We start from the raw sequence: 12436 nt of genomic DNA, 5'->3' as shown, positions 1-12436 counted from the left end.
GAATTATGATTCTGAAGCCATTTTTACAGCTTTTCTAATACGGACATAGGTGCCACAACGGCAGATGTTTCCATTCATGGCCGTTTCAATTTCTTCGTCTGTTGGATTTGGATTCTTCTCCAATAATGCAGATGCCGTCATAATCTGTCCTGCTTGGCAATACCCACATTGAGGCACGTCCACTTCCAACCATGCTTTTTGCACGGGATGGTCCCCGTTCTCAGAAAGTCCTTCAATGGTCGTGATTTTCTTGTCCCCGATACTGGAAACGGGCAATATGCAAGATCGTGCAGCTGTTCCGTCCAAATGAATGGTACAGGCTCCGCACTGGGCTATGCCACAACCAAATTTTGTCCCGACCATGTTCAAATGGTCGCGCAGAACCCAAAGTATGGGAGTGGAGGGGTCTACATCCACCTCCTGTTTTTTTCCGTTGATGTTCAGTGTAAATGTTGCCATAGTTATTAAAAATTCCCTTGAAGTTATGGATTTTTCCATAATACAGACTCGCACCTAACAAACATTTACAATATTTTAATGGAAAGACTAGTGGCCTTGGATAGTCTCTATAGTTCTAAAAGTCAGGTTGATTCTTGGAGACCCTACCTTTTTGGTTGGGGGCAAACGATGTAGCCAATGGGTCTGGGTAGCTCCTTTCATCACCAAAAGACTCCCGTGTTCCAAGTGAATTGAAACCTTCTCCTTGGTGGTTTTATGCTTGAACGAGAACTTTCTTTCCGCCCCAAAGCTCAAGGAGCCGATGGCGCCATCTTTTTTCAAATCTTTTTCGGCATCACTGTGCCATGCCATGCCTTCTTCCCCGGAATGGTACAGATTAAGCAAGCACGAATTGAAACTTTCCCGGGCATGCTCTTCCACCATTCTTTTAAGCTCCAAAAGCTCGGGCGTCCATGGCAATGCTTGTTTAGTGGTGTTGGAATAGGTATACTCAAAAGGCAAGTCGCCATACCAGGCTACTTTTCTTTTGGTCTCGATGCGTTTACCATAGATGATGGCCACATCATTTTTCCAAGCAATGGCATCCATCAGTTTTTTATAATAGTCGTTGGCCTGACCATACTCCATGATAGGCCCATGATAGTTAACTATACCATCCTTCGGAAGCCAATTTTGGTCAGGGTCGTTTTGATTGGAGAACAAGTTCATCTTTCCATTTTTTATAGGCTATCCGCATGCAATGTCCACAAGGCCTGTATCCCAAAGAAAGGGCTTCTTTTTCTGTTTTGAAAAAAACACGGTTTTCCCGTTTCATTCGTTTGCCCGATGTACACTTCAAGGTACCATAAATCTTCAACTTCTTATGGCCGGCATATGTGATTTCTCTTTGCCTAATTCCTATTCTTACCTCAAAATCTTCCAGATGGGCGTGGTACAACATATCAACTTATGGCATCGTGAAAAATGATTCCCAAGGTATAACGTTCGCCACTGGACACCTCACTTACACCATGCCTCATATTCACCCTGTAATATCCTTTTTGGCCTTGTATAGGCCTAAAATTGGTGGTGAACACTACCATAGTCCCTTTTTTCGGTCTCAAGACCATTGCTTTTGACTGGGCTCTGGGTGTTTGCTGGGTCAAGACAAATTCCCCACCCTCATGATCCTCACCGGGTTCACTCAAAAACAATACCGCTTGAAGCGGAAAATAGACCTCGCCATACAGGTCCTGATGCAAGGTATTGAAGCCCCCTTCTCCATATTTCAGAATTAAGGGAGTGGGTTTCAATTGGTTCTGTTCCTTGCATTGTTCCACCAGTTCTTGATGGGTCATGGGAAATACCTCCTCTATTTTCAACGCTTTCATCCAAAGGTTGGCCACAGGTACCAGATGGGGGTATATGGCCTCGCGAAGAGTCTGAATCATATTGGGCAAAGGATAGTCAAAATACTTGTACTCGCCCAGTCCAAACCTGTATCGTTCCATAATTACAGTCTTCCGATACCCACTAGGTTTATCGTAAAGCCCTTTTAGCCCGTCACACTCCTCTGGAATGAGCAAATTGGGCACTAGGGCATACCCTTTGGCATGCAAACTTTCTTCCACAAGGGGCCAATCCACTTTGTGGATTCTTGATTTAAGTTGGTTCATCTTTGATGGATTCTGTAGAATTATTTTAAGGTTTCGGTTTGAGCCGCTTCCCACCCGATGATGGCACTCTTTCGTGTAGGGCCCCACATGTATCCGCCGAGTTGTCCCGAGGATTGGATGACCCTATGACAGGGAATTAGAAAAGCAACAGGGTTGCTTCCTATGGCCGTCCCCACTGCCCTGGACGCTTTGGGTTGATTGATTTTTTGCGCAATACTACCATACGTAGATAGATTTCCCATGGGAATCTTAAGGAGTGTTTCCCATACTTTTAGTTGAAACGGGGTACCGTTCAGGTGGAGTTTTATCTGGTCCAGCTTTGCCCAATCGTGCTGAAAGATGAACAGGCCATCCTGCTGGTTTTTGTCCAGCATCTGACGGTACTGGGCCTTGGGAAATCTTGATTTCAACCCCTTGAATGCAATGGTTTCATCGTGGATAAAGGACATATGGCAAATTCCTTTGGGGGTCGAAGCGACCAATAAGGGGCCAAATGGGCTTTCGGCAAAACTATAATTGATGGTCAGGTTTTCGCCTCCATTTTTAAACTCCCCCGGGGTCATTCCCTCAATGTTTATGAACAGGTCGTGGAGTCTGCTAGTCCCAGAAAACCCGGTTTCTTGGGCGGTATCGAATAAGGTGGCCTGTCGTTCCTTCAGCAACTGTTTTGCATATTCTACACTGATATACTGCATGAATTTTTTGGGGCTCACGCCCGCCCATTCCGTAAAAAGACGTTGAAAGTGGTATGGGCTCAAATGCACGGTCTCGGCCACTTCGTTCAAGGTGGGTTGCTCTTTGAAGTTATCCCTGATAAAATCTATGGCCTTTGCTATTCGTTTGTAATTGTAATCTGTCTGGGTTTCCATAACTGTATGATTTGAAACCAAAAGTATGCGACTTCAGTTTGCTTCAAAACCCGATTCTTGCTCATTTTAAAAACTGGAAATCAGCCTTGTAACATTTCTTGATTCTTCTTCAACAGCTCCACCACCCTTTCCTTTAGGGCTTCTGGTTCTACTATCTTGGCAAAATCCCCGAACATCAAATACCACCGGGCAAAACCGTTCTCCAAATCCATGGACATAAAGGTCATTTCCACAAATTCACCTTTTTGGGTTTCCGATACAAAACCATAGTGCTTTCTGCTACCCTGTATGTATCTGGCCACCACTTTATCGACCAATATCCTGACCTTTGTCTTTGGTGGTTTCTTTTCTTTTTGACGGTATTCATCCAAGGTGCCGTGCTCCAATACAAAATCAAGTGGTGTCCGCTCAATCCTATGGATTCTATCCGTTCGGAAATATCTGTAATCCTTCCGCAAATGACAGTACCCTAATATGTACCAAAATTCATTTTCATTGAAGAGTCCCACGGGCTCTATCTTCCGTTCCGATGGTATTTCTGTCTGAAGGGCACCATATCGCAAAAAGACTTGTTTCTTTTCTGCAATGCTCTCGAACAGAATTTCCAAAGCGTTGGGAACCTTTTCATTAAAGAGTTCCTTGCCCGGCAAAATGGATACTTGGGATTCCAAGGCTTCTACCCAGGCCTTTTCCCTTCCCCGCAAAACCGATTTAAGCTTGAACATAGCCGACTCGTGATAGGCTCCCAACGATTTGTCGGTAAACTTTTGCATGAGCTTTTCTGCGGCCACAAAGCTCCCAGCTTCCTCACGGGTGAACATTACCGGAGGCAAACGGTACCCTTCCATGATGGAATAGCCTACCCCTGCCTCGCTGACAATGGGCACACCCGATGCTTCCAAAGTACGAATGTCCCTATATATGGTACGAAGGCTTACATCAAAACGATCCGACAATTCCTGTGCCTTTACAATACGCTTGGATTGCAGTTGGATCAAAATTGCCACAATCCTATCAAAACGTTTTACGGTATCCATTCCCATAATTGAATGTGCTATCTCCCAAAGATAGGATTTCAATCCAAGGCCGGGAGAGCATTTCCATTTCATTTTAGTTTGTTTTAAATCTATTTCAGGATTACCTACACCCCTTAATTCCTTTTGGAATGAATGGTCCTGACTATGGCAAATATCTGTACAGTGCATGACAACCGTATGTCAACATCACTTTTTTTTGCTGAAGTTTTTTCTACTGACAAAGGGCTGTCACACCCCCCATCTACCTTTGGTTCCACAATCAAAATCTAAATCATGTATCATGGAAAAAACAGCAGAGCAGCAAAAAGAAACAGTACAGTTAATTACTCCTTCCCAATTATTGGAACACTGGCAAGGTCACAGAAGGGTAACGCGAAGGGTCATCGAGGCCTTTCCCGAAAAAGAACTCTTCACACACTCCATTGGAGGAATGCGTCCATTTTCGGAAATGGTAAATGAGCTCTTGGGTATTGCAGTCCCTGGGCTTCAGGAAATCGTTTCCGGCAAGACCACTGAGCTTAAAGAACATTTTGACCATGGCAAAAGCAAGGCAAGGGTCTTGGAGGCATGGGATAAGTCCACTGAGGAAATCAATAGCCTCTGGGGCAAAATCAAATTGGAACGATTTCAAGAGAACATTGTCCTATTTGGCCAATACGAAGGTTCCGTACAGTCTTCCATCTTCTATTTTATAGATAATGAGATCCACCATCGAGGACAGGCATATGTGTACCTACGTTCATTGGGGATAGAACCTCCTTTCTTTTGGGAAAGGGACAAATAACTTATATAAAGTATGAAGACCGTTTTAGTATTTAAGACTTCCGTCCTCGACAACAGAAGTGTGAAGAAGCTCAAACCCGTCTTGAACAAGTTGGTCACCAAAAATGGTGATTGGAATTTTGATCTGGAGGATTGTGACAACATCCTCCGGGTTGAAACCCAAAACCTAGGTGCCTTGACCATTTCCAAGTTGCTCAGGAAAAATGGATTTTCTTGCGAAGAATTGCATTGATTCTTTTTAACCAGACCGTTCAATGACTTTGTTTGCACTTTTTAGCACAGTACAGGCTAACCCATTATCTTAATTTTTGTAAGAAACCACTTCTTTATTTCATAAAATCATATTTGATCCACATCTATTTAAGTACATTTTTCTTTACTTCTTTCTAGGCTTCCAACCAGTTGGAAGCCTAGTCATTTATAGGTTTCTGATTATTTCAGACCACCCTTAACCAAAAGGTGTTAAATATTTCACAAAATGAATTTTGTAAAAAAAGTAGAGCTTACGTTTTTTTTTCTATATTGGTGAAATATTATCAACCTCTTAACATAATGGCTCTATTATCCAATATTTCGGAAGGTTATAATCAAAATGATAGGAAAAACTCTTCCCAAGAGTTTTCAAAGTCTTTTGATTCGGCTGCGGAGTGGAAGCTATTTTGCGATGGCAGTGAATCTGCTTTTGTTAAGATCTACAATCACTACTTTCAAATACTCTATAATTTAGGCAGACAGTTTTCAGGAGATACCGATTTGCTCAAAGATTGCCTGCAGGAAACTTTCATTTCCATCAGAAAAAAAAGACATGATCTGCACAAAGTAATTTCGGTCAAGGCCTTTTTAATAAAGTGTTATAGGAACAAGATAATTACCGAACAGAAAAAGCAGAACAAGAAAAGAAAAAAAATGGATTTGGGTTTGACCAATGATTCCTATGGATTCTTGGTTACACCATCCCATGAAAGCTTACTAGTTAACAAACAGTTCCACAAAGAACAAGTAAAGCTGATTCAAAAGTCCTTGAACAAATTGACCCAACGACAAAGGGAGGTGGTCTATTATTTTTATTACAACGGACTTTCCTATTCTCAAATCAAGGAAATCATGGGCTTTTCAAGCGTTCGGGCTGTACGAAACTTAATGTACAGATCACTTTCTGAATTAAAAAAGTACGCAGAAACGCCTGCCAAATAGCCGCTCTTATTTAACTATTGGCAAAAACAACCATGGCTAGCGCAAGGAATTCATAAAATGAGCGGCACTTATTTTGGTTTGATGAAATTTAATGCTTTACCCATGTTAAAAAACCAATAAGATTCTCAAGCAATTAGACGATTTTATATACAGTAAATACCTTCTTGAAGTTTTTTTTAAAAAAAAGTTAAGTTTTTTTGATGTCATTTATCAAATTGTGAAGTCATATTAATATAGTGCCACTATCTATGGATTATCACGAATACGAATTGGAAGATTTTTTGGCCGATCCAGAATTTAGAAACTGGGTATTGAAGCCAAACCCGTCCAACCATTTTTTTTGGAAAAAATGGTTATCCGCCAATCCGTCCAAAAAAAAGGCGGTCATGGTGGCCAGAGAGGTCATCCTTTCTTTCAAGTACAGTTCATCTGAAGATATTGACATTATAGACCAAGGTGAAATCCTTAAGTCTATCTTAGCCAAAAAAGATTCACAAATCACAGTAAAAAAAAGTAGCTGGCCAATGATGGCATTCCAAGCTGCTGCCTGCGCACTTTTAATGACTGCTTTGACAGTAGGCGTCAAGTGGTCCACCTCTACAGAGATAGCACCAGTTTTTATTCCATCAAAACTGATAGTAAAGGAAAATTTCCGCGGACAGAAATCCAGAATTACACTACCAGATGGATCCACGGTATACCTTAATAATAATAGCAAGGTTTCCTACAGTTCAAGTTTTGAGGAAAAAAGGGAGATTTTTTTGGAAGGTGAAGCCTTCTTTGAAGTTGAAAAAGATCCTACAAGGCCATTTGTGGTAAACTCAAACGGGCTATTGACCAAGGCACTTGGAACATCTTTTAACATTAAAGCCCATAACGGCAAAAAAGTAGAAGTAGGTTTGGTGACCGGTAAAATTCAGGTTTCGCCGGTTGTATCCGGGAATATGGATTCAGAAATTATAGATGCATTGGGTGGCAAGGCCACTTTTGATGCTTCCATGGGCAAGTTGGACATATCGGCCTATTCCGATATGGATTTTTACAAATGGACAAGGAGAATACTTGTTTTTAAGGCCGCAAGCTTTGATGAGGTCAAGGAAACACTGGAAAACTGGTACGATGTCGACATTGAAGTCAGCAATTTGAACAGACCCATTACCTATACTGGAAAATTTCCGGCCGAAAGTCTGGAAAGTGTGCTTGAACAAATGGCATATGCTGAACGGTTTTCCTTTAAAATGGATAAGGATAATCCTAGAAAAATAAGAATCAATTTTAAATAACTATAACCGCTAAACTTTAAATTATGGGAATGAAAAACTCTACTTAAAAAAATAAGTTTGCTCCAAAGAAAATGGCACTTTCGATGGAGACAAACTTATCATCAAAAGTTCAATTAAAAAATATATCAACTAAACCGACGTAAAAGTATGAAATTTAAACTAACTAAAACGATCGCTGTGCTCTCAAGAATCTTTATTTTGCAATTAGTTTTCTGCTATTTTGCAATGGCCAATGAGGGGTATACACAAAGCTTGAAAGACATTTACCTTAAATGGGACTCCGCAAAACAAGTGGATGTATTGGATGTCTTTGAGGAAATTGAAAGCCAATCGGCTTTTAAGTTCAATTATGACGAGAGAGATGTCAATAAAAAGGCAAGACTCGTTATTGCTACTGGATCATATTCCGTATATGACCTATTGGAACAGATAAGCCGTGAAGCTGCCCTTAACTTTAAAAGGACCAACAGCACTATTGCTGTTAGTCCAAGACCTAAGAAAGAAGCTCCCGTAATTGTTGAAAAAGAAGTGGTGCAAAAGACCGTAACAGGTACTGTAACAGCTGCTTCAGATGGTATGCCTTTGCCCGGGGTAAGTATCTTGGTGCAAGGGACCACCAATGGTACCCAAACAGATTTTGATGGTAATTATACCATTGAAGTTTCTCAAGGGGATGTATTGGTGTACTCCTATTTGGGTATGCTATCACAGAGAATTACTGTAGGTGCTTCCAACTCTATCGATATTGTAATGCAGGAAGACGCCAGCCAGTTGGATGAGGTGGTTGTAACTGCATTGGGTATCAAAAGACAGGAGAAAACCCTTACCTATGCCCAACAAACTGTAAAGTCAGATGAACTTACAAAAACTAGGGACCCCAACTTTATGAATGCACTTTCTGGTAAGACAGCAGGTGTTGAAATCAAGAAAAGTAGCTCAGGTGCCGGTGGGTCTACTAAAATTTTGCTTAGGGGTAACAAATCGCTTAGCGGTGATAGTTCACCTCTTTTTGTAATCGATGGTATTCCAATGGCAAACAACAAAGGAGGCCAGCCCGGAATGTGGGGTGGTACTGATGGTGGTGATGGACTTTCAGCCCTTAACCCTGATGATATTGAAAGTATCAGTATCCTTAGAGGTGCCAACGCTGCAGTACTTTATGGTAGCCAAGGTGCCAACGGGGTTGTATTGATTACCACCAAAAGCGGTGCTGAAGGAAAAACTACTGTAACGCTTAACAGTAGCTACACTTTTGAGCACTATTTGGAACTTCCCGACCTACAGTTCAAGTATGGAGCCATTGGTGCTGCAAAGGAAAGCTGGGATACTACTCCCGGGGATTATCAAAGTGCTTATGTTGAAGACTTTTTCCAAACAGGACATAACTTCTTCAACTCTGTAAGTGTTAGTGGTGGTACTGAAAAGACCCAGGCATACTTCTCTTACGGTAACATTAGCGCAACTGGTATTACACCTAAGAACAAGTATCTGAAAAACAACTTTACCTTTAAGCAATCAACCAAATTGTTTGATGATAAGCTTACCATCACTTCAAATGTTATTGGTGCTTTTGAAAGCAGCCATAATAGATTGCCTGCAGGATACTATTTGAACCCACTTACAGGTCTTTACTTTTTCCCAAGAAACAGAAGTTTCTATGATTTTCAGAATAATTACTCGGTTTTTGACCCTGTACGAAATATCGATTCTCAAAACTGGTTTGTTTCCGATCACCATCAATCCAATCCATATTGGATCATTAACAAGCAACCTCAGATGGATAAGAGAGATCGTTTCATCGGTAACCTTACCTTGAGCTACGATATCGCTGATAATCTTAACGTTCAGGCCAGGGCCAACTATGATTATGCAACAGTATTGAAAGAGCAACGTCACGCTGCTACCTCCAACTCTACAAACGTTCACCCAAATGGAGCTTGGAACTATCAGAAATATGAAGATAAATTGCTTTACACGGATATCATCCTCAACTACAATACTGATTTAAGCGATGACATTAGTCTAAATGCTTCTTTGGGTGCCAGCCACCAAGAAACCGAATATGGTGTTGGTGTTGGTGTTGGTCCTAACGGTAATGGAACAGGAACACTGGGTCTTCTGTACCCAAATGAGTTCTTCTTCCAGAACTTGCCAACCAACGTACCTGTAACCTCTCTTACCAACGGAACAGTAATTAAAGAAGGGGTTTTCCTTAATGCTCAATTTGGGTATAAAGAAATGTTGTTCTTGGATTTATCCGGACGTAACGACTGGGCCTCTACTTTGGCGCTTACAGGAAATGAGTCCTATTTCTACCCATCTGTTGGTGTAACGGCTATTTTAAGCGAAATGTTCACCATGCCAGAGGCTGTTAGCTTTGCCAAACTAAGAGGTTCTTGGACCCAGGTAGGTAACGAGGTGCCTTTCAACAGAATCAACCCTCAAAACACAATTTCTGCCAACGGCGGTGTGGATAGGAATACTACAAGACCCTTCGTGAATGCTAAGCCTGAAATCATAACCAGTACTGAATTTGGATTTGATGTTCGGTTCATGAATAACAGACTTGGATTGGATTTCACTTACTATTCAATCAAGAGTGAGGACCAGTTCATTCAGGTACCAACAACCTCAGGAGAAGGAGGTTTCACCACAGAATTCATCAATGCTGGTGAAATCAGTAACAAAGGGGTTGAGATCACTTTGAATACAATTCCTATTCAAACCCAGGATTTGGAGTGGAGTTCTTCCTTTAACTTTACCTCTAACAAAAATGAGGTGATAGACATAGGTCCAGATGACGAAAGAATATTCAATCTAGGGTCATCTGAAGGATACTATTCCAGATTGGTTGAAGGTGGTAGATACAACGACCTTTATGTTCTTAAATTCTTAAGGGATGATCAAGGCCGTATCCTATTTAGCAACGGCGCTCCAAGAAAAACAGACCTTCCAGAGCTTATCGGAAATCTAGATCCTAAATTCAGCTTAGGTTGGAACAACAACATTACGTTCAAGCGTTTCTCCTTTGGAGCTTTGATCAATGCCAAATTTGGCGGAAAAGTCTTTAGCCAAACTGAAAGTATGCTTGATGGTGCTGGGGTTTCCCAACGTACAGCAGATGCCCGTGATGCTGGAGCTGTAGCTGTTAATGGTTTTGATGAGGATTCTGGAACAGCAGTTACCAGTGTTGATCCTGAAACTTGGTTCCGTGCCATAGGTGATAGGAACGGTATTGGCGAGGCTTACGTATATGACCGTACCAACATTAAGTTGAGCCAGCTATCCATTGGATATAACTTTGATATGTCCAATTCTAGTCTGCCCATTAAAGCAGCTAGCTTGTCCTTTATTGGTAACAACCTTTTCTTCTTGTATAAGGATGCACCATTTGACCCTGAATTGGCAATGAGCACAAGTCAAACTGCACAAGGTTTGGACAACTTTAATTTGCCATCTACAGGAACTTACGGGTTTAACCTAAAACTAACATTCTAAAAAAAACAGTATGAAAAAGTTTTTATATCTCTTAACCCTGGTAGCGGCCTTCAGTTCATGTACTGAAAATTTTGAGGAAACGAACACAAACCCCTACCAGATATCCGATGAATCATTGAAGCAGGATTTTAACCATGTTGGTGCCTTCTACCCTTCAATGCTTAGCCAGATTTTTGGGAACCAGGTTAACCATAACCTGACCAATGTTTCATTTGCCCAGCACTTGGCACAACCCACTCCATTTACAGGTAACATCAATAACACTACCTATTATATCCGATGGAACGGATATTGGGGACGTGAATACGATTTTGTTATGGCTCCGGCCAAACAAGTTATTGAGATTGCCGAGGCCGATGGTTATACCGTTTTTGTGGAATGGGCCAACTTGATCAGAATTCTGTCCATGTCTAGGGTAACTACTTTTTATGGTCCAGTAATCTACACCAATTTCGGTACTGAAGGCGATGTATTGTATGACAGCGAACCTGCCTTGTACAATGCTTTCTTTAGTGATTTGGATAGAATCATAGCTGAGTTTAGCGCAAACATGGACTATACAGGACTATCTGATTTTGATGCCACATACGGTGGAGACGTTTCTCAATGGGCTAAGTTCGCCAATTCAATGCGTTTGCAATTGGCCATGCGTATCTCCAAAGCTGATCCAACTCTTGCTAGGGCGCAAGGTGAGAAAGCTTTGGCCGATCCTGTAGGATTGATTGAAACCAATGGGGATAACATGAACATTTCCTTGTATGGAAATAAATTCCACCCTGCCCAAATTTGCTTTGAGTGGAACGATACCCGTATGAGTGCCACTATGGAATCCATTTTGGTAGGATATAAAGATCCTAGAATCCATGCATTCTTTGATCCTGTATCCGATATGTCATTGGTGGCTGATCACCCAGAGTATCCTTACAAGGGTATACGTAATGGAGGTGAGCTTATTGCCAAAGATGACCATATTCCATTCTCAACCATCGACATAAGCTTTAACGACCCTGCAAAGGTCACTAAGCGAAAAGTGTTGAGTGCCGATGAAGTACATTTCCTTAAGGCTGAAGCTGCCCTTCGTGGTTGGGCCGGTGCCGGTGATGCCCAGACCAACTATGAGAATGGAGTGAAAGCTTCCTTTGAGCTTTGGGGTGCAGGTGGTGTAGATGCTTATCTTGCGGATGATACCAGTTTGCCTATTGATTATGATGGGGTGGTTTATCCAGATCCTGTCAATGATTTCACCAACCAGATTACCAACACCATTGCTTGGGATGAAGCGGCAGACAATGAAATCAAATTGGAAAAGATCATCACTCAAAAATGGATTGCTGCCTATACCAATGAAATGGAGGCTTGGGTAGACTTTAGACGTACAGGATATCCAAAATTACCCCCTGTTTATCAGAACAGCAGTAACGCTGACTGGGGTGTAGTACCTGTAGGCGAGTTTATCAAAAGAATGCCTTTTGTAAACGATGAACGTGAAAATAACCCTGCCGGTGTAGCCGATGCCACCGCAAAACTTGGTGGACCGGATGAAATCAACACCAGACTATGGTGGGATACCGGAGGTCCCAACTTCTAAAGAGTGGGAAAACCCAAAAAAACCTGTGGGATTCCCACAGGTTTTTTCTTTTGAGATGAAACCAACCTAA

12 protein-coding genes are annotated in these 12436 nt (G+C 41.7%); 6 read left to right on the top strand and 6 right to left on the bottom strand.

Going from position 1 to position 12436, the window contains the following annotated elements; translation table 11 throughout:
- Positions 1 to 3: 3 nt before the first annotated feature.
- From ACP14V_RS05985 to ACP14V_RS05960, 6 genes are all read right to left on the bottom strand, one after another.
- Positions 4 to 459, bottom strand: a complete 456-nt coding sequence (locus ACP14V_RS05985; protein WP_272609759.1) for a (2Fe-2S)-binding protein — start codon at positions 457 to 459, stop codon at positions 4 to 6.
- A gap of 87 nt (positions 460 to 546) precedes the next feature.
- Complete coding sequence (locus ACP14V_RS05980) at positions 547 to 1167, bottom strand: alpha-ketoglutarate-dependent dioxygenase AlkB family protein (RefSeq protein WP_272609758.1); 621 nt, start codon at positions 1165 to 1167, stop codon at positions 547 to 549.
- On the bottom strand, positions 1136 to 1399 hold the full coding sequence (locus ACP14V_RS05975) for an Ada metal-binding domain-containing protein (RefSeq protein ID WP_272609757.1): 264 nt from the start codon (positions 1397 to 1399) through the stop codon (positions 1136 to 1138). The genes ACP14V_RS05980 and ACP14V_RS05975 overlap by 32 nt, the downstream gene beginning before the upstream one ends.
- Before the next feature lies 1 nt (position 1400).
- Entirely contained in the window at positions 1401 to 2114 is a 714-nt protein-coding gene (locus ACP14V_RS05970) for a 2OG-Fe(II) oxygenase (protein ID WP_272609756.1), read from the bottom strand.
- Between the two features lie 20 nt (positions 2115 to 2134).
- Positions 2135 to 2983, bottom strand: coding sequence for a methylated-DNA--[protein]-cysteine S-methyltransferase (locus ACP14V_RS05965; RefSeq protein ID WP_272609755.1), 849 nt, complete (start codon positions 2981 to 2983; stop codon positions 2135 to 2137).
- A gap of 80 nt (positions 2984 to 3063) precedes the next feature.
- Entirely contained in the window at positions 3064 to 4026 is a 963-nt protein-coding gene (locus tag ACP14V_RS05960; RefSeq protein ID WP_272610294.1) for a helix-turn-helix transcriptional regulator, read from the bottom strand.
- A gap of 274 nt (positions 4027 to 4300) precedes the next feature.
- On the opposite strand from ACP14V_RS05960, the gene ACP14V_RS05955 reads away from it, so the two are divergent.
- The 6 genes from ACP14V_RS05955 (at position 4301) to ACP14V_RS05930 (ending at position 12366) form a co-directional block, all read left to right on the top strand.
- Entirely contained in the window at positions 4301 to 4804 is a 504-nt protein-coding gene (locus ACP14V_RS05955; protein WP_272609754.1) for a DinB family protein, read from the top strand.
- A gap of 12 nt (positions 4805 to 4816) precedes the next feature.
- A complete protein-coding gene (locus ACP14V_RS05950; RefSeq protein ID WP_136566049.1) occupies positions 4817 to 5035 on the top strand; it encodes a hypothetical protein in 219 nt (72 codons plus the stop codon).
- A gap of 320 nt (positions 5036 to 5355) precedes the next feature.
- The gene (locus ACP14V_RS05945) at positions 5356 to 5997 is read left to right on the top strand and encodes an RNA polymerase sigma factor (RefSeq protein WP_136566048.1); all 642 of its coding nucleotides are present in this window, start codon (positions 5356 to 5358) and stop codon (positions 5995 to 5997) included.
- Between the two features lie 248 nt (positions 5998 to 6245).
- Positions 6246 to 7280 carry a FecR family protein gene (locus ACP14V_RS05940; protein ID WP_272609753.1) on the top strand — a complete coding sequence of 345 codons (1035 nt, stop codon included), beginning with the start codon at positions 6246 to 6248 and terminating at the stop codon, positions 7278 to 7280.
- A 147-nt stretch (positions 7281 to 7427) separates the two neighbouring features.
- A complete protein-coding gene (locus ACP14V_RS05935; RefSeq protein ID WP_272609752.1) occupies positions 7428 to 10778 on the top strand; it encodes a SusC/RagA family TonB-linked outer membrane protein in 3351 nt (1116 codons plus the stop codon).
- A 10-nt stretch (positions 10779 to 10788) separates the two neighbouring features.
- Positions 10789 to 12366: a SusD/RagB family nutrient-binding outer membrane lipoprotein gene (locus tag ACP14V_RS05930; RefSeq protein WP_272609751.1), complete on the top strand. Its 1578-nt coding sequence runs from the start codon at positions 10789 to 10791 to the stop codon at positions 12364 to 12366.
- The last annotated feature ends 70 nt before the right edge of the window (positions 12367 to 12436 follow it).

The sequence above is a fragment of the Flagellimonas alvinocaridis genome, assembly GCF_965248585.1.
Taxonomy (GTDB): domain Bacteria; phylum Bacteroidota; class Bacteroidia; order Flavobacteriales; family Flavobacteriaceae; genus Flagellimonas; species Flagellimonas alvinocaridis.
Note: the sequence above shows the minus strand (reverse complement) of the source record. Positions and strands in the feature narration are given on the sequence as shown.